This window comes from Microbacterium sp. bgisy189 (assembly GCF_057707225.1).
Map to the genome: position 1 here is coordinate 120,840 of NZ_JBYIPT010000005.1, position 17,117 is coordinate 137,956.

Annotated in this window: 16 protein-coding genes; 9 read left to right on the top strand and 7 right to left on the bottom strand. The window is 69.6% G+C overall.

Translation table 11 applies throughout. The annotated features are described in order from the left end of the window. Nucleotides 1–95 precede the first annotated feature (95 nt). On the top strand, nt 96–971 hold the full coding sequence (locus AC3ENX_RS08620) for a VOC family protein (RefSeq protein ID WP_434811532.1): 876 nt from the start codon (nt 96–98) through the stop codon (nt 969–971). 22 nt (nt 972–993) lie between these two features. Here the strand turns inward: AC3ENX_RS08620 and AC3ENX_RS08625 are convergent, their stop codons facing one another. The 5 genes from AC3ENX_RS08625 to AC3ENX_RS08645 form a co-directional block, all read right to left on the bottom strand. Next, complete coding sequence (locus AC3ENX_RS08625) at nt 994–2,007, bottom strand: LacI family DNA-binding transcriptional regulator (RefSeq protein ID WP_434811459.1); 1,014 nt, start codon at nt 2,005–2,007, stop codon at nt 994–996. Then, nucleotides 2,004–3,491: a GH1 family beta-glucosidase gene (locus tag AC3ENX_RS08630; RefSeq protein ID WP_434811460.1), complete on the bottom strand. Its 1,488-nt coding sequence runs from the start codon at nt 3,489–3,491 to the stop codon at nt 2,004–2,006. The genes AC3ENX_RS08625 and AC3ENX_RS08630 overlap by 4 nt, the downstream gene beginning before the upstream one ends. Nucleotides 3,492–3,547: 56 nt before the next feature. Further along, nucleotides 3,548–4,441, bottom strand: coding sequence for a carbohydrate ABC transporter permease (locus AC3ENX_RS08635; RefSeq protein ID WP_434811461.1), 894 nt, complete (start codon nt 4,439–4,441; stop codon nt 3,548–3,550). Further along, nucleotides 4,441–5,424, bottom strand: coding sequence for a carbohydrate ABC transporter permease (locus AC3ENX_RS08640; RefSeq protein ID WP_434811462.1), 984 nt, complete (start codon nt 5,422–5,424; stop codon nt 4,441–4,443). The genes AC3ENX_RS08635 and AC3ENX_RS08640 overlap by 1 nt, the downstream gene beginning before the upstream one ends. Nucleotides 5,425–5,524: 100 nt before the next feature. Then, complete coding sequence (locus AC3ENX_RS08645) at nt 5,525–6,802, bottom strand: ABC transporter substrate-binding protein (RefSeq protein ID WP_434811463.1); 1,278 nt, start codon at nt 6,800–6,802, stop codon at nt 5,525–5,527. 298 nt (nt 6,803–7,100) lie between these two features. Between AC3ENX_RS08645 and purS the strand changes: the two genes are divergently transcribed. Next, entirely contained in the window at nt 7,101–7,346 is a 246-nt protein-coding gene (purS, locus tag AC3ENX_RS08650; protein ID WP_434811464.1) for a phosphoribosylformylglycinamidine synthase subunit PurS, read from the top strand. Beyond that, nucleotides 7,343–8,050: a phosphoribosylformylglycinamidine synthase subunit PurQ gene (gene purQ / locus AC3ENX_RS08655; RefSeq protein WP_434811465.1), complete on the top strand. Its 708-nt coding sequence runs from the start codon at nt 7,343–7,345 to the stop codon at nt 8,048–8,050. The genes purS and purQ overlap by 4 nt, the downstream gene beginning before the upstream one ends. 84 nt (nt 8,051–8,134) lie before the next feature. Here purQ and AC3ENX_RS08660 read toward each other — a convergent pair whose 3' ends face one another. Then, nucleotides 8,135–8,695: a nucleotidyltransferase family protein gene (locus AC3ENX_RS08660; protein WP_434811466.1), complete on the bottom strand. Its 561-nt coding sequence runs from the start codon at nt 8,693–8,695 to the stop codon at nt 8,135–8,137. Then, nucleotides 8,692–9,774, bottom strand: coding sequence for an XdhC family protein (locus tag AC3ENX_RS08665; RefSeq protein WP_434811467.1), 1,083 nt, complete (start codon nt 9,772–9,774; stop codon nt 8,692–8,694). The genes AC3ENX_RS08660 and AC3ENX_RS08665 overlap by 4 nt, the downstream gene beginning before the upstream one ends. Before the next feature lie 118 nt (nt 9,775–9,892). Here AC3ENX_RS08665 and AC3ENX_RS08670 point away from each other — a divergent pair, with 118 nt between their 5' ends. The 6 genes from AC3ENX_RS08670 (at nt 9,893) to AC3ENX_RS08695 (ending at nt 17,104) form a co-directional block, all read left to right on the top strand. Then, a complete protein-coding gene (locus AC3ENX_RS08670; RefSeq protein ID WP_434811468.1) occupies nt 9,893–10,717 on the top strand; it encodes an FAD binding domain-containing protein in 825 nt (274 codons plus the stop codon). Further along, nucleotides 10,714–13,458 carry a molybdopterin-dependent oxidoreductase gene (locus AC3ENX_RS08675; RefSeq protein ID WP_434811469.1) on the top strand — a complete coding sequence of 915 codons (2,745 nt, stop codon included), beginning with the start codon at nt 10,714–10,716 and terminating at the stop codon, nt 13,456–13,458. The genes AC3ENX_RS08670 and AC3ENX_RS08675 overlap by 4 nt, the downstream gene beginning before the upstream one ends. Before the next feature lie 116 nt (nt 13,459–13,574). Next, nucleotides 13,575–14,678: an ABC transporter substrate-binding protein gene (locus AC3ENX_RS08680; RefSeq protein ID WP_434811470.1), complete on the top strand. Its 1,104-nt coding sequence runs from the start codon at nt 13,575–13,577 to the stop codon at nt 14,676–14,678. 7 nt (nt 14,679–14,685) lie between these two features. Further along, complete coding sequence (locus AC3ENX_RS08685) at nt 14,686–15,507, top strand: ABC transporter ATP-binding protein (RefSeq protein ID WP_434811471.1); 822 nt, start codon at nt 14,686–14,688, stop codon at nt 15,505–15,507. Further along, on the top strand, nt 15,507–16,310 hold the full coding sequence (locus tag AC3ENX_RS08690) for an ABC transporter permease (protein WP_434811472.1): 804 nt from the start codon (nt 15,507–15,509) through the stop codon (nt 16,308–16,310). The genes AC3ENX_RS08685 and AC3ENX_RS08690 overlap by 1 nt, the downstream gene beginning before the upstream one ends. Further along, nucleotides 16,310–17,104 carry an ABC transporter permease gene (locus AC3ENX_RS08695; protein ID WP_434811473.1) on the top strand — a complete coding sequence of 265 codons (795 nt, stop codon included), beginning with the start codon at nt 16,310–16,312 and terminating at the stop codon, nt 17,102–17,104. Before AC3ENX_RS08690 ends, AC3ENX_RS08695 begins: the two co-directional genes overlap by 1 nt. Nucleotides 17,105–17,117: the final 13 nt, after the last annotated feature.

The window sequence follows — 17,117 nt, forward strand, 5'->3', positions numbered from 1 at the left end:
TCGTCGAGTATCCAAGACACGCGCATGCTCACCTCCGCACATCCGCGCGTTCTGGACACGCGACGGGAATGGCCGGAACCCGCGGCGCGTTGTGCATGCGTGTGAGTGAGCTTCAGGAGCGGTTGGCGTCAGCGACCTCGATGGGCGCGGTGACGCTGCTGGTCGGCGACCTCGACGCGCAGACCGCGTTCTACCGCGACGTCGTGACCCTGCAGGTGCTGGATGCCGCGGGCGACACGGTCACGCTCGGCCGCGCCGGGCGGCCCCTCGTCGTGCTGCGCCACGAGCCGTCGCTGCGTCACGCCGCGCCGGGGTCAGCGGGACTGTTCCACACCGCGATCCTGTTCGAGTCGCAGGCAGCCCTCGCGGCAGCGCTCTACAGCGTCGCCCAACGCGCGCCGCAGACCTTCACCGGCAGCGCCGACCACCTCGTCAGCCAGGCGTTCTACCTCACCGACCCCGAGGGCAACGGCATCGAGCTCTACTGGGACCGCGCCCGCACGGAGTGGTCGTGGACGCACGGCCAGGTCGAGATGGCGACCCTGTACCTCGACCCGAACGCGTTCCTCGGCGAGCACCTGACCGAGGCTGCAGCCAACGGCGCGACGGCGACGGATGCCGCGACCATCGGCCACGTGCACCTTTCGGTCGGAGATGTCGCGTCGGCGCGCGCGTTCTACGTCGACGCGCTCGGCTTCGACACGACCGCCGAACTCGGCAATCAGGCGCTGTTCGTCAGCGCCGGCGGCTACCACCACCACATGGCCATGAACGTGTGGAACTCGCGCGGCGCCGGCCCCCGCATGCCCGCACTCGGCCTCGGCCGCGTCGATCTCACCCTGCCCGACGCCGACAGCCTCGGAGCGCTCGGCGAGCGGCTGTCGCACCACGGCATCCGCACCCGCGACGACGGCCGCACCCTCGCGTTCGACGACCCCTGGAACAACGCCCTGCACGCGACCGTCGCCTGAGCGGCGCGGCGCGGGTGCCAGGTCAGGACGAGTCGCGCACGATCAGCTCGGTGTCGAGGATGCTGACCTGCGGCGGATGGTCACCGGCGAGCAGCGCGATCAGCACATCGGCCATGCGCTCGCCCTGCGCGCGGGAGGGCTGACGCATGGTGGTGAGCGCGGGCGTACTGCTGACGGCCATCGGCGAGTCATCGAAGCCGACGACGGCGACGTCTTCAGGCACCCGTCGGCCGAACCGGGTCAGCGCGGCCAGCGCTCCGCGCGCCATGAGGTCGCTGGCGACGAACACGGCGTCGAACGGCTGTCCGCCGTCGAGAATCTCCTGCATCGCCGATGCGCCGCCGTCGACGGTGAAGTCGCCGTCGGCGATCGGCCCCTCCGCCAGTCCGGCATCGGCCAACGCGGCACGGTACCCGGCGAGCCGGTCGATACCGGCAGGCATCGTGGCGGGTCCGGTGATGGTCGCGATGCGACGACGGCCCCGTTCGATCAGGTGCGCGGTGGCGATGTGGCCACCGCGCACGTTGTCGACATCGACATAGTAGGCAGCGTCGCGTGGCTGCACGGGGCGCCCGCCGTACACCACCGGCACGGCCGCTGCGATGCGGTCGATGAACGCGTCGCTGGTGTGGTGCGACACGATGATCGCCCCGTCGACGGCGCCGCTGCGAACGTACGCCGATGTCTTGTCGTGCGGATCGTCGCTGGCGATCATCAGGTTGAGCACGTACTCGGAACGGCTGATCCGGGCGTTGATGCCGGTGACGATCGACGCGAAGAACGGGTCGCCGAACACTCGCGCGGCGTCTTCGGGGACGACCAGTGCGATCGCGAGGTTCGCGCGGCTCGCGAGGGAGCGCGCGGCACGATTGGGCACGTAATTCAGGTCGGCGATGGCCCGTTCGACGGCGGCGAGAGCCGCCGGGCTGACCCCCGTGGAACCGTTCACCACACGCGACACGGTCGAGCGCGAGACTCCGGCCGCCGAGGCGACCTCCTCGATCGTGACCGTGCCGCGGAGGGCGGCAGTGCTCATTCGTCCTCCGTTCCCACGCCTCCCCCGCTCGCGAGTGCGACGTCGATGGCGCGTGAGGCGATGACTCGAGCGTACTCGTGGCCGGAGTCCTTGATCGTCCGCTGCTGGGTGTCGTAATCGACGCGCACGATGCCGAACCGTTTGGCGTACCCCCAGGCCCACTCGTAGTTGTCCAGCAGCGACCAGTAGAAATAGCCGCGCACGTCCACGCCGGTATCGAGCGCATCCACGATCGCGCCCAGGTGGCGGCGCACGAACTCGGTGCGCTCGGGGTCGGGCACCCGCGTGCGCCCCTCGGCGGTCACCGGCTCGTCGTCGTAGGCGGCGCCGTTCTCGGTGACGTACAGCGGCACACCGGCGGCCGCCGTGTAGTCGCGCTGCACGCGTTGCAGCAGTGCGGTCAGGCCTTCCGGCTGCACCTCCCAGTGCATGCTGGTGCGCGGCAGGCCCCGCTCGTGCCAGTGGATGCCCTCGTGCGACGGGAACGGCGAGCGCACCGGCCGGTCGGTCGGCGCGTCGCCACCTGCGGGTGGCTCAGCCGGCGCGCTGCCGCCGACGTACTCGCCGTGGTAGTAGTTCACCCCGAGGGTATCCAGCGGTGTCGAGATCGTCTCGAGGTCTGCCGGGCGAACGGCGTGCTCGAAGGCGGCGACCGCATCGGGCTCGACCGCGCGGATGTCCTCGAGCACGTCGGCGGGGTAAGAGCCGCGGAAGATCGGATCGAGGAACCAGCGGTTGTACTGTCCGTCGATGCGCCGCGCCGCGTCGAGATCGCCGGCATCGGTGGGATCGACGGGGTCGGCAACGGTGAGGTTGAGGGTGAGCCCGAGTTTCAGTGACGCGTCGCGGGCACGCAGGTTCTGCACGATCTGCCCGTGCCCGAGCAGCAGATGGTGCGATGCCAGCATCCCGTCGCGCACGCTGTACCGCCCGGGAGCGTGGATGCCCGCGGTGTAGCTCAGAAACGACGAGCACCACGGCTCATTGAGGGTCGTCCAGTTCGCGACGCGGTCGCCGAGCGCGTCGTGCACGTCGAGCGCGTACTCGGTGAAGCGGTCGGCGGTCTCACGGGCGGTCCAGCCGCCGCGCTCCTCGATCGCCTGCGGCAGGTCCCAGTGGTAGAGCGTCAACCAGGGCACGATGCCGGCGGTGAGCAGTTCGTCGACCAGCCGCGAGTAGAAGTCGATACCGGCGGGGTTGACCGCGCCGCCGTCGGGCCGCACCCGCGACCAGGACACCGAGAACCGATAGGTCTGCAGACCCAGTTCGGCCATCAGGCGCACGTCATCGCGATACCGGTGGTAGTGGTCGCACGCGACGTCGCCGTTGTCGGCGTCGATCACCGCGCCCGGCACGCGGCTGAACGCATCCCAGATCGATGCGGTGCGGCCGTCCTCGAAGGCGGCGCCCTCGATCTGATACGCGGCAGTGGCCGCCCCGAACAGGAATCCGGGCGGGAACGGGCGGGGTGGGTGCGACGACATATCGACGTGATCCTCTCGACGTGCAGGGGGGATGCGCGCGGCGGCCCCAGCGAAGGTTATCCCTTGACGGCTCCGGCCATGATGCCGCTGACCAGCTGCTTGCCCGCGAACACGAACAGGATCAGCAGCGGAATGGTCGACAGCAGCACGCCAGCCAGCACGATCGAATAGTCCACGAAGTGGTTGGACTGCAGCAGCGACAGCGCCACCGGCAGGGTCGGGTCCTGCCGGTCGAGCACGATGAAGGGCCAGAAGAAGTTGTTCCACGCGGTCACGAAGGTGAACAGGCCCAGCATCGCCGCGGCGGGGCGGGCCGCGGGCATCCCGACCGTCCAGAAGGTGCGCAGCGAGTTCGCGCCGTCGACCCGGGCTGCCTCGATCAGCTCATCGGGCACCGACTGACGCAGATACTGCGTCATCCAGAACACCCCGAAGGCGCTGGTGAGCGACGGGATGATGATAGCGCCGATCTCGCCGGTCCATCCGAGGTCGGAGAACAGGATGTACAGCGGCACGACGCCCAGCTGCATGGGCACGGCCATCGTCGCGACCACGAACACCAGCAGCGGACCGCTGCCACGGAACCGCAGCTTGGCGAAGGCCCATCCGGCCAGGGTCGAGAACACGACCACCGAGAGCGCGATGAGTGCCGAGCTGTAGATGGAGTTCCACAACGCACGCCAGAAGTTGACCGCCGGGTCGCTGACCACGGTGGCGGCGTTCGCGAGGAAGTTGCCCCCGGGCCACCACGACATGTCGGGGTCGTTCAGCGTCGAGGCATCGCCGGAGCCGATCAAAAGGGACCAGTAGAACGGGAACAGTGAGCCGATGAGCACCATCACCAGCGCGAGGTAGACCCAGAACCCGGCTCGCCGGCCGCGGATGCGCACCGTGCGCGAACCGGTTGCCGGTCGTGCGGGGGGTGTGGTGGTGTCGGTTGCGGTGACCATCAGCGGCTCCCCTCGTCCCTGACGAGTGTGCGGGTGGCGACGAGGTTGATCAGCCCGATCACCAGGATGATGAGGAACAGGATCCACGCCAGCGCGGCGGCGCGACCGAAGTTCCATTCGCCCCAGCCGATGTTGTAGAGGAACAGGGTGATGGTCAGCCACTGCTGAGCCGAGCCGCCCTGGCCGGTGTTGTCGAACATGCGCGGCTCGTCGAAGATCTGCAGGCCGCCGATGGTCGAGGTGATGATGACGAAGATGAGCGTCGCCTTCAGCGACGGCAGCGTGATGCTGAAGAACTGGCGCATCGCGCCCGCGCCGTCGACGGTGGCCGCCTCGTAGTAGTCGCGGGGGATCGCCTGCATCGCGGCGAGCAGGATGAGGGTGTTGTAGCCGGTCCAGCGGAAGTTGACCATCGTGGCGATGGCGATGTGGCTCCAGAACGGGTCCTTGTGCCACGGGACCGCGATGCCGAACCAGTCGGTGAGCAGGTTGTTCACGAGACCGTGGTTGTCGCCGAACATGTTCGAGAAGATCAGCGCGACGGCGACCGGCGCCATCACGAACGGCACGAGCACGCTCATGCGCCAGAAGGTCTTGGCTCGGATGTTGCGGTCCAGCAGCACGGCGATGAACACGGCCGCGATCAGCTGGGGGACGCTGGAGAGCAGGAAGATGCTGAACGTGTTGCGCAGCGCCGTCCAGAACTGCGGATTCGCCAGGATCCATGCGTACTGGTCGAAGCCGACGAACTCACCGGAGTTGCGCACCAGGTCCCAGTTCTGAAACGAGATCGCGGCGGTGAACACGATCGGGAACAGCCCCACGATCGCGAACATGATGAAGAACGGTGAGATGTACAGGTAGGGCGAGACTTTCAGATCCCACTTGCTCAACCGCTGTGAGAACGACAGCACGCGTGCGGGTCGCGTGGGCGTCGGCGGCGCGGCGGGTCGGCCGGACGGACGGGTGTCGGTGGCTGTCACGAGAGTGCTCCGGGTCGGGTCGTACGGGCGGGCGAACGCCCGGGGGTGGTGCGCGCGGCGCAGTGGGCGCGCGCACCACCCGGTCGGGCGGTCGGTGTGGTCAGAGCGCTTCGACCTCGGCGACCCACGTGTTCCACGAGGTCTCGGCGTCTTCGAGGCCGTCGAACACCCGGTTCACCGCGTTCTGCAGACCGTCGTGGTACGTGAAGTAGTTCTCGTCCTTGTACGGCGCCACCGTCACGGCATCGGCCCGGCTGCTGAGGATCTCGCCGGTGGGCGCGTCGTTGAAGTAGGCGTTGGTCGCAGCGGCCAGTTCGTCACCCTCCAGCGCCTCGGTCTGGCTCGGGAAGGTGCCCGCGCTCTCGAACGCCTGCATCTGCTGTTCCGGCGCCGTGAGCCAGTCGGCGAGCGCGAGCGCCGCCTCGACGTTGTCGCCGTCGGCCGGCACCGTCAGGTACGAGCCGCCCCAGTTGCCGCCACCGCCCGGGAAGACGTCGGCGATGTCCCAACCGGCGACCTCCGGTGCGCCGCCCTCGATGACACCGAGCATCCATCCGGGGCAGAGCATCGCGGCGAACTCGCCACCGGCCATCGAGGCGAACCAGTCATCGCTCCACTGACCGGAGTATGCCGAGTTGGGGATGGCCCGCTCCACGACGAGTTCGTAGGCAGCCTGGATTTCGGGGTTGGTGGTCGCGATGACCGTACCGTCGGCTTCGGTGTAGGTGTACTCCATCTGGTTGACGATGCCCTGCAGCACCGAGTTGGCGGAGTCGATCATCGGCTGGCCGGTGGCCTCGCGGTATTGATCGGCCACGTCGAGGAAGTTGTCCCAGTCGCCGTCGAAGAGCGCCGCGACCTCGGCACGGTCGGACGGCAGCCCGGCCTCGGCGAACAGGTCGCTGCGGTAGCAGACGGCCTGCGGTCCGATGTCGGTGCCGAATCCGACGAGCCTGCCATCGGCGTCGGTCGCTGCCGCCTCCTTCCAATCCAGCCAGCGCCCCTTGACGGAGTCCGGGGCCTCGGCGAGCAGATCGCTGTACTGCATCGCCTCGGCGAACCAGTCGATCTCCACGGCCTCGACGTCGGCGAGACCGCCCTTGCCGAGCTTCTGGAAGTAGTTTGCGCGTGCGTCGCCCGACTCGGCGGCGCGGTTGTGCACGATCGTCACGTTCGGGTGGTCGTCCATGTACTGCTGCAACAACTCGTCGGTGTAGCCGAAGTCGTTGAACGTCGCCAGGGTGAGTTCGATGGGCTCGTCCGGATCGGCATCCGGCGTTGCGGCGGTGTCGCCGCCGCCGCAGGCCGACAGGGCGAGCGCGGAGACGGTGACGGCGCCGACGGCGAGGCCGGTTCGACGCAGGGCTCGGGTGTTCACAGGTCACTCCTTTGTGGTGTGGGCGGTGCAGGTGACCACGGTTGGTTCGCTGCCACACCCCTCGTGGGAGCGCTCTCATCGTGGTGGTGCCGACGCTACGGGAGCGCTCCCACGGTGTCAAGGGTGCACCGCCGCCACGTGGGTCACGCTTCGATCACGGCACTGGCACGTGCGGCACGCCGAACCCGTGATCGCGCCGGCAGCCGCCGCCGGGCGGACGGATTGCGGCGGCACCGGGCAGACGGTGCGCCGCGGCTAGACTGGACGCGAATCCCATCCGCGAGTCCCGGAGTCTTTCATGCCCACCATCGTCGTCGACGTCATGCCCAAGGCCGAGCTGCTGGATCCGCAGGGAAAGGCCGTCGCCGGAGCCCTGACCCGTCTCGGTCACGCCGGCATCGACGGTGTTCGCATCGGCAAGCGGTTCGAGCTCACGGTCGAGACCGCCGACGAGCAGACCCTCGCCGACGTCGAGAAGATCGCGGCCGAGATCCTCTCCAACTCGGTCATCGAAGACGTCGTCGGCATCGAGGTCGTCGAGTGACCGCGCGCGTCGGGGTCATCACCTTCCCCGGCTCGCTCGATGACGGCGACGCGCAGCGCGCCGTCCGCCTCGCGGGTGCCGAGCCGGTCGCGCTGTGGCACGGCTCGCACGACCTCGACGGTGTCGACGCGCTCGTGCTGCCCGGCGGGTTCAGCTACGGCGACTATCTGCGTGCGGGCGCCATCGCGGCCGTCGCGCCGATCATGACCGAAGTGAAGGATGCCGCATCCAAGGGCATGCCGATCCTCGGCATCTGCAACGGCTTCCAGATGCTCGTCGAGGCGCACCTGCTGCCGGGCGGTCTGATCCGAAACGCCCACCAGCAGTTCATCCGCCGCGACCAGCGCCTGCGCGTCGAGAACGCGTCGACGGCGTGGACGAACGGGTTCGACGAGGGCCAGGAGATCGTCATCCCGCTCAAGAACGGCGACGGCGGGTTCACCTGCTCCGCCGAGACCCTCGCACGCATCGAGGGCGAAGGCCTGGTCGCCTTCCGCTACCTCGGCGTCAACCCGAACGGGTCGCTCGACGACATCGCCGGCCTCACGAACGAGCGCGGCAACGTCGTCGGCCTCATGCCGCACCCCGAGCACGCAGTCGAACCCGGATTCGGTCCCGACACTGCCGAGGCCATGCGCTCCGGCGTCGACGGACTCACATTCTTCACGTCTGCCGTCGCGTCGCTCGCGGCATCCGTCGCCTGACCCGCGCTCGGCCCGCGAAAAACCACAGCCGACGCGACGCACCGCGCGTGCGGTGATTTCTCGCGCAGATCTGGTTTCTCGCGCTCAGGTGCCCGCTGGCCGGTCGATGTCGGCGCCGTGCCACAGGTCGGCGCACTCGAGGCTGCGCGCCCCGTGCGCCGCGAGGTAGTCGCCGGCACCGCGGTCGCCGCGCACGCTCGCCGCAACCGAGTGCCAGTGGGCACGCCCGATGAGCACCGGGTGCCCGGGCGCGCCCAGGTAGACGGCGCGCGCGAGGGATGCCGCCGTCGCACCGGCCGCGACCCTGGCGACCACCGCGGCCGGCAGGTCGGGGGTGTCGACCGGCACGATCACCGCCGCGTCGGCGTCGGTCGCGTCTGCGGCACGCAGCGCTTCTCGCAGCGACTCCGCCATGCCGTCGCGCCAGCGCGGCACCTCGACGACGTCGGCGCGTGCCGGCACCAGTCTGCTCGCGCGGTCGCGCTCGGCGCCGAGTGCGACGAGGACCGGATCGCATCCTGCGCCGCGCAGCGCGGCGACCGCCCGGTGCAGCCATGGCGTGCCGTCGTCGCAGCTGACGAGCGCCTTCGGCAGCCCGTAGCGGGTGCCCGCCCCCGCGGCGAGCACGATCCCGACAGTGGTCACGACGGTGCGACCCCGCACGCGACGCCAGGTGCCGCAGCGACCGTCAGACCGGCGTGGTTGCCGTGGATCGGACCGGTCCGCTCCCGCAATGGCGAGCCGCTCCCGCCGCGCAGCACCGCCACGATCTCGGCGAGGATCGACAGCGCGGTCTCGTCGGGGGTGTGGCCGCCCAAATCGAGCCCGATGGGCGAGCGCAGCCGCTCCAGATCTCGCGACGCGACACCGGCCCGCGCCAGCCTCGAACGCCGATCGGCATCGGTCGACCGCGACCCCATCGCCCCGACGTAGCCGGCGGCGGAGCCCAGGGCGACCGTCAGCGCGGGCTCGTCGAGCTTGGCATCGTGACTGAGCACGCACACCGCGGTCCGCCCGTCCAGCTCAGCCCCGCGCAGGTAGGCGTCGGGCCACGCGGCGACGAGTTCGGCGCCGGCGAACCGGTCGGGCGTGAGGAACGCGGTACGCGGGTCGACGACGGTGACGCGACGCCCGGTCGCGATCGCGAGCCGGCTGAGCGCGACGGCGAACTCGACGGCTCCGACGATGATCAGTCGCGGCGGCGAGCCGACCCCGACGCGCAGCACCCGCTCGGGCGGGCGGTCGCGCTCGTGCAGCACCTCGACCACGGCGGCATCGGGTACGCCGGGGTCTGCCGTCACGACGACGGGGCGACGCGAGGTGCCCGCCTCCAGCGGCAGCGTGAGCGTCGCGGGCATGCCTGCCCGCTCGCGCCCTTCGAGTAGGCAGAGGGCCCCGGCCAGGTCGCCGTCGGGCTCGACGAGCTGCACGACGACCTCGATCGATCCGCCGCACATGAGCCCGACTTCGAACACCGCATCACCCGCGATGCCGAAGTGCAGTGCACGGACTGCGCCGTCGTCGAGGCACTCCAGCGCCGCGGCCGCGACGGCGGATTCGACGCAACCGCCCGAGACGTTGCCGGCGATGCGACCTTCACCGTCGACGATCATCGCCGCGCCCACTCCGCGGGGCGCGCTGCCTGCGACGTCGACCACCGTCGCGAGCGCGAACGGCCGCCGCTCCCGCACCCAGTCGGCCGCGATCGACAGCACCTCTCTCATGCGGCAACGCTAAACACGTCGTGTTGCCGCCCTGTTGCCGCCGCGTGAAACACCGTCGAAACTCACGTCTGTTTCACTCAGACCTCTCGCCGGCACCCGACCGGCGAACGGAGGCGACATGGACATCACATCGGTGACCGCGTACCGCGTCGCCAGGACGCGCGACGACCTCGCGCTCGCCCACGGAGAGACGTTCTTGGCGGGCGGTTCATGGTTGATGAGCCAGCCACAGCCGCACGTCTCGGGCTTCGTCGACCTGACCGGCCTCGGTTGGGACGAGGTGCACGCCGACGAGACGGGCCTGCGCATCGGTGCAACCTGCACGATCGCCCGCCTGGTGGCCGGAGCCGAGCGTCTGCTGTCGTTCCGGCCGGAGTGGCAGGCTTTGCGCATCGTTCCGGATGCCGCGAACGCCCTCCTCGGGTCGTTCAAGATCTGGAACACCGCGACCGTCGGCGGCAACATCTGTCGAGGGTTCGCGGCGGGCGCCATGACGACGCTGGCCGTCGCGCTCGACGCGGTGGCGGAGGTATGGATGCCGGACGGCACCGCGTATCGGCTGCCGGTGGCAGATGTCGTGACCGGGAATGGCACCACGATGCTCGGCCGCGGAGAAGTGCTCCGCGCGGTGCACGTGCCGGCGGCAGCCCTCCGTGCCCGCGCGGCCCTTCGCAAGATCGCCCTCGCCGAGCACGGCCGGTCGGGAGCGGTCGTCACCGGGCGGGTCCACCCGGGCGGGTCCTCAGTCTTCACGGTCACCGCCGCGACCGAGGCACCCACGGTGCTCCGCTTCGCATCGACGCCGACACCGGCCGTCCTCGATACGGCCGTCGCCGCGGCACCGAGGTACTACTCGGACCCGCTCGGCGCTGCTGACTGGCGGCGCGGCGTCTCGCGTGTGCTGGCCGCCCGGGTGCTTGCCGACCTCGTGGAGGCCGCATGAGGTTCGATGTCGACGGCATCGCGCATGATGCCGAGCCGCGTCCAGGTCAGTGCCTGCGCACCCTGCTCCGGGAAGTCGGGCAAACCGCGGTGAAGAAGGGGTGCGATGCCGGCGACTGCGGGGCGTGCACCGTCTTGCTCGATGGCACACCCGTGCACTCGTGTCTCGTACCGGCTGGGCGCGTCGAAGGCCGACACGTCACGTCGGCGGCGGGCCTGGCGCCGGGGGACGAACTGCATCCCGTGCAGGAAGCCCTCGCGACCGGCTTCGGGTTCCAATGCGGGTTCTGCACACCGGGACTGTCGGTGACCGCATCGACCCTGTGCGCCGAGGACCTCGATGACCTGGATCGTCGACTGAAAGGCAACCTGTGTCGCTGCACGGGCTATCGCCCGATCCGCGAGGCGGTTCGGGCGGCCGTTCTCGGTCCCGTCCGGCAGACCGGGACCAGCGAGCCGGCGGGCCGCACCGTCGGGCGGTCGGTCGCGCCAGAGGCCGCGCGACGGATCGTACAGGGACGTGAGCCGTTCACGTTCGATCTCGAACCCACCCATCCCGCGGAGGGCGCCCTCGTGCTGCGGGTCGTCGCGAGCCCGCACGCCCACGCCCGAATCCGGTCGATCGACGCGAGTGCTGCCCGCGCCCTGCCGGGCGTTGTCGACGTGTTCACGCACGAGGACGCACCGCCGCTGCGGTACTCCACCGCGCGCCACGAGCACCGCGAGGACGACCCCGACGACACCCGCCTGCTCGACGATGTCGTCCGACACATCGGGCAGCGGGTTGCGGCCGTCGTCGCCGACACGGCCGAGATCGCCGATGCTGCGTGTCGACTGATCACGATCGACTACGACGTCCTGCCGGCGGTGTTCGATCCCGAGGCTGCCCGGTGCCCGGGCGCCCCCGTCATCCACCCCGATCGCACGACCGACGACCGTGTCGACGACGCCGACCGCAACGTGATCCTCAGCATCGACGAAGGCTCCGAATCGGCGCTCGAACACGCCCTCAGCGACAGCGCCGTCGTCGTGGAGGGCACCTGGCAGACCTCGCGCGTCTCGCACGCCCAACTCGAAACCCACGGATCGGTGGGGTGGCTCGACGACGACGGTAGGCTCGTCATCCGCTCGTCGACACAGGTGCCGTTCCTCACCCGCGACGAACTCGCCCGTCTGTTCGACCTCGCGCCCGAGCGGGTGCGCGTGCACACCGCCCGCCTCGGCGGCGGGTTCGGCGGCAAACAGGAGATCTTCACAGAAGACCTCGTCGCGCTCGCCGTGCTGCGAACCGGTCGCCCCGTCGCGTACGAGTTCACACGCACCGACCAGTTCCAGCGCGCCTCGGTGCGGCATCCCATGCGCATCGGCGTGCGCCTCGGCGCCGACGGCGACGGCCGGCTCACGGCACTCGCGCTGGACGTGCTCAGCGACACGGGCGCGTACGGCAACCACTCCCGAGGCGTGCTGTTCCACGCATTGGCCGAATCGACATCGGTGTACCGCGTACCGGTTCGGCGCACGACGGCAGAGGTCGTCTACACGAACAACATCCCCTCCGGCGCGTTCCGCGGCTACGGCCTCGGGCAGGTCGTGCTCGCGGTCGAATCCGCGATGGACATGCTCGCCGAGCGTCTGGGCATCGACCCGTTCGAACTGCGCCGGCGCAACGTCGTCGGGCCCACCGACCCGCACGCGCACGACGACCTCGTGTGGGGCAGCTACGGCCTCGACCAGTGTCTCGATCTCGCGCAGACCGCGCTCGAGCGGGACCGCGATGCACCGGGCGCGCCGGACGGGTGGCTCGTCGGCGAAGGCATGGCGCTCGCGATGATCGCGACGATGGCCCCGTTCGGTCACTTCGCGAAGACGTCGGCGACACTCCGCGCCGACGGCACCGTGCTGCTGCGCACCGGCACCGCCGAATTCGGCAACGGCACGACCACGGTGCTGCGCCAGATCGCGGTGACCGACCTCGCCGTGCCGTTCGAACGGCTCGAGCTCTGGCACGGTGACACGGATGCCGTCGCCCACGACACCGGTGCCTTCGCGTCGGCGGGCATCACGGTCGCTGGCAAAGCCCTGCACGCCGCGTGCCTCGCGCTGGCGGAGCGGATGCGACGCACCGCGGCCGAACTGCACGGCACCGACCCCGCCGATGCGGTCTTGACCCCGGACGGGGTGCGCACCCCGACCGGCACCGTCACCCACGCCGAGATCGTCGCAGCCTCGGCGGATTCGACCGGCGATGGACTCACCGCCACGGGCAGCGAGACCGGCGCGCAGCGCTCGCTCGCCTTCAACGTGCACGCGGTGCGGGTGGCCGTCGACCCGGAGACGGGGAGCGTCCGCATCCTGCAGTCGGTGCAGGCGGCGGATGCCGGTGTCGTGCTCAATCCGGCGCAGTGCCGCGGGCAGATCGAGGGCGGTGTCGCGCAGGGCATCGGCAGCGCGCTCTACGAAGAAGTGCTCGTCGATGGCGACGGAAGGGTCGAGAATCCCGTGTTCCGGCTGTACCGGGTGCCGCAGATCGGCGACATCCCCGACACCGAGGTGTACTTCGCCGACACCGATGACAGTCTCGGCCCGTTCGGCGCGAAGTCGATGAGCGAGTCGCCGTACAACCCCGTGGCGCCGGCGATCGGCAATGCGATCGCCCGCGCGCTCGGCACTCGGCCCTACATGCAGCCCTTCACTCGCGACCGCGTCTGGCGCCTCGCGCAGGCACTGCCCGCAGCCGGGTGAGCCGCCGCTGCGACGAGCACCCGAAACCGGTAACAGTCGTCGCTCCGACGCGAAACGGATTGGAAACGTGGCGTGGATACGTTCGATCAGCACCTTTCGCCCGGTAAGGAGACCCGATGCTTCACACCCACAGCCGTCGCGCACGTCGCGCAGCCACTCTGCTCGCGACTGCCGCAGCCGCAGCCCTCGCCCTGTCCGCCTGCGCGTCGTCCAGCAGCGAGCCGGCGGCATCCGGCAGCCCGGACGAAGCCGCCTCGTACGGCGAGATCAGCGTGCAGTACTCCTGGATCAAGAACGAGGAGTTCGCCGGTGAGTTCTACGCGTACGACGAGGGCTACTACGACGAGGCCGGCTTCGACGACGTGATCGGCATCGCCGGTCCCGACACCGGTGTCGCCAAGCTGCTGTCGGGCACCGTGCAGGTCGCCCTCACTGACGCCGCTTCGGTCGGCGCCGCAGTCGCTGAGCAGGACGCGCCGCTGAAGATCGTCGCGACCACGTTCCAGAAGAACCCGTTCACGATCCTCTCGCTCGCCGACGGCGGGAACATCGCGACCCCTCAGGACCTCATCGGCAAGAAGATCGGCGTGCAGGACTCGAACGCTTCGGTGTTCGCGGCGCTGCTCAACGCCAACGGCATCGACGCGTCCGAGGTCGAGATCGTGCCGGTCGACTTCGACCCGACCCCGCTCATGGAGGGCCAGGTCGACGGCTTCATGGCCTACCTGACCAACGAGGCGATCACGGTCGAGATGGCCGGCCACGAGGTGACCAACCTCGCCTATGCCGACAACGGCCTGCCCTATGTGGCCGAGTCGTTCGCCGTCACCGACCAGTACCTGGCGGAGAACCCCGAACTGATCAAGGCGTTCCTCATCGCCGAGATCAAGGGCTGGACGCACACGTTCACCGAACCGATCGACGACACGGTCGCGAAGGTGATCGAGCACTACAACGCGTCGGCTGCCGCCGGAGACCTCACCTTCGGCGATCTCGACCCGGCAAAGACCGCGGCGGGCATCGAGGCGCAGGCGCTGCTGATCTCGACCGAAGAGACCGAGGCCAACGGCCTGTTCACCATCTCGGACGAGCTCAAGGAGCAGACCCTCGCGTCGCTGTCGGCGTCGGGTTGGGACCTCGAGGCCGACCAGCTGTTCGACACGACGATCATCGACGAGATCTACGCCGAGAACCCCGACCTGCTGGACTACCTGCCCTAACGGATTCATGTCGAACTCGACCCACACGGATGCCGGTGCCCTCACGGGCACCGGCATCCACATCAGCTCCCTCTCGAAGACCTTTGCGCTGCGCGGCGGCAAGTCGCTCACGGCGCTGCAAGACACCGACCTGCACACCGACAAGGGCTCGTTCCTAGCGCTGCTGGGCCCATCGGGCTGCGGCAAGTCGACGATCCTGCGCATCCTCGCCGCTCTCGAGCACCCCTCCTCGGGCACCGCGCTGGTCGATGGCGAGACGCCCGACCAGCTGCGCAGCAAGAGCGAGCTCGGCATCGCCTTTCAAGACCACGCACTGCTGCCGTGGCGCAGCGTCCGCAAGAACATCGAACTGCCCTTCGAAGTCGCCCGGCGCCCCGTCGACCACGACTATGTCGACGAACTGATCTCGCTCGTCGGCCTCAAGGATTTCGCGAACGCCAAGCCGTCGCAGCTGTCAGGCGGCATGCGACAGCGGGCATCGATCGCCCGGGCACTCGTGCTGAAGCCGTCGGTGCTGCTGCTGGACGAACCATTCGGTGCGCTCGATGACATGACGCGCCAGAACCTCAACCTCGAACTGCTGCGCATCTGGACCGAGAAGCCGGCGACGACCCTGCTGGTGACGCACGGCATCAGCGAGGCGATCTTCCTCGCCGACCGGGTGGCCGTCATGTCACCGCGGCCGGGCCGGATCAAGGCGATCCTCGAGATCGACCTGCCGCGCCCTCGCACGCCCGACATGATGCGCACGCCCGAGTTCCACGCCTACGTCGATCAGGCGTCCGAGCTGCTGTTCGGCTCGGACGGGCGGGCAGAAGCGGAGGCCTGATGAACAGCCTGCGGATGCCGGGCTGGATGGCAGGCGTGCTCGGCGGGGTCGTGCTCGTCGTCGCATGGTGGCTGTTCGCGCTCACCTTCACGCCCGCCGAGGGCACCACGTTCACACCCGTGCCGACGCCCTTCGCGGTCTTCGACTGGCTGTTCCTGCAGGGCAACGTCGCCGGGGCGTGGAACGTGTTCGCGCCCACCCTCACCGCGGCCGGCATCGGCTACCTGTGGGGCAACGGCATCGCCCTCGTGCTGGCAGCGGTCGTGCTGTTGGTTCCTCGCGCGGAGACGGTCATCACACAGATCGCGGTGGTGAGCTACTGCCTCCCCATCGTCGCCGTCGGCGGCATCTCGATCGTCGTCATCGGCGGCGCCAAGAACCCCGGCGACCCGTCGGCGACGGCGATCTTCCTCGCGGCGCTCGTGTGCGTGTTCACGACCGTGGTCGGCTCGATTCTGGGCTTCAAGTCGGCCGACAGGGCCGCGCTCGATGTCGTGCGGGTCTTCGGCGGCGGCGGCTGGACGCAGCTGACGAAGGTACGACTGATCGCGGCGCTGCCGGCAATCCTCAACGCGCTGCAGATCGCGGTGCCGACGGCGTTCCTCGGCGCGGTCCTCGGCGAGTACCTCGGTGCGATCACCGCCGGCGTGGGGCCCACGCTCATTCGCCTGCAGGGGCAGCTCGATTCTGCCGGCGTGTGGTCGGTGTTCCTGCTGTGCGCCGTGTTCGCCCTCGTCGCCTACGGGGTCGTCGGCCTGCTCATCCGTCTGGTCACGCCCTGGGTGGCGGGAAGGGCCGCCTGATGCTGCGCCGCGCACTCGGCCGTTCGCTCGGCAACGCCGGCATCACGCTCGTGGTGCTCCTGCTGCTGTGGCAGGCGATCGTCAGCTTCGCCGGCATCCCGTCGTTCGTCGCCAAGGGTCCCCTCGACGTCTGGGAGTTCCTGTTCGCAGGCGAGGATGCCGCGGCGCACCGCGATCAACTCATGCCACTGCTCGGGCAGACCCTGGTCGATTCGGTGACCGGGTTCGTCGTCGGAATGGCCGTCGCGATCGTGTTGGCGATCCTGTTCAGCCTGTCGAAGGCGATCGAGGCGGGGGTCATGCCGCTCGTGCTGTTGCTGCGCACGATCCCACTGGTTTCAATCGCCCCCGTGATCCTGTTGATCACCGGCCGCGGCACGCCCGCATCGGTCGCGGTGATCGGCACCGTCGTCGTGCTCTTCCCGGCGCTCGCGAACGTCCTGTTCGGCCTGAGCCGTGCGAGTCGTCAGAGCCTCGACGTCGTGCATGTGTTCGGCGGCGGGCGACTCACCGCGCTGCGCAAAGTGAACCTGCCCGGCGCGCTGCCGTCGGTGTTCGCCGCCGCGCGGGTCTCGGTGCCGAGCGCGGTGACGGGCGCACTGCTGGCCGAATGGCTGTCGACGGGGCTCGGGATCGGCGGCGCCATCCTCAAGTTCAACGCGCAGGCGCAGTTCGCCCAGTTGTGGTCCTCGATCGCCCTCATCACGGTGATCACACTCGTCCTCTACAACGTCGTGCAGATCCTCGAGAACCTCGTGCTCGCCCGCATGGGGATGGTGAACGGAGTCGCCTGAGTGCGGGCCGCGC

Excerpts from the sequence above, each read along its gene's own strand:
- AC3ENX_RS08620 (WP_434811532.1), top strand. The coding sequence starts at position 96 with ATGCGTGTGAGTGAGCTTCAGGAGCGGTTGGCGTCAGCGACCTCGATG.
- AC3ENX_RS08625 (WP_434811459.1), bottom strand. The coding sequence starts at position 2,007 with ATGAGCACTGCCGCCCTCCGCGGCACGGTCACGATCGAGGAGGTCGCC.
- AC3ENX_RS08630 (WP_434811460.1), bottom strand. The coding sequence starts at position 3,491 with ATGTCGTCGCACCCACCCCGCCCGTTCCCGCCCGGATTCCTGTTCGGG.
- AC3ENX_RS08635 (WP_434811461.1), bottom strand. The coding sequence starts at position 4,441 with ATGGTCACCGCAACCGACACCACCACACCCCCCGCACGACCGGCAACC.
- purS (WP_434811464.1), top strand. The coding sequence starts at position 7,101 with ATGCCCACCATCGTCGTCGACGTCATGCCCAAGGCCGAGCTGCTGGAT.
- AC3ENX_RS08665 (WP_434811467.1), bottom strand. The coding sequence starts at position 9,774 with ATGAGAGAGGTGCTGTCGATCGCGGCCGACTGGGTGCGGGAGCGGCGG.
- AC3ENX_RS08670 (WP_434811468.1), top strand. The coding sequence starts at position 9,893 with ATGGACATCACATCGGTGACCGCGTACCGCGTCGCCAGGACGCGCGAC.
- AC3ENX_RS08675 (WP_434811469.1), top strand. The coding sequence starts at position 10,714 with ATGAGGTTCGATGTCGACGGCATCGCGCATGATGCCGAGCCGCGTCCA.
- AC3ENX_RS08680 (WP_434811470.1), top strand. The coding sequence starts at position 13,575 with ATGCTTCACACCCACAGCCGTCGCGCACGTCGCGCAGCCACTCTGCTC.
- AC3ENX_RS08685 (WP_434811471.1), top strand. The coding sequence starts at position 14,686 with ATGTCGAACTCGACCCACACGGATGCCGGTGCCCTCACGGGCACCGGC.
- AC3ENX_RS08690 (WP_434811472.1), top strand. The coding sequence starts at position 15,507 with ATGAACAGCCTGCGGATGCCGGGCTGGATGGCAGGCGTGCTCGGCGGG.
- AC3ENX_RS08695 (WP_434811473.1), top strand. The coding sequence starts at position 16,310 with ATGCTGCGCCGCGCACTCGGCCGTTCGCTCGGCAACGCCGGCATCACG.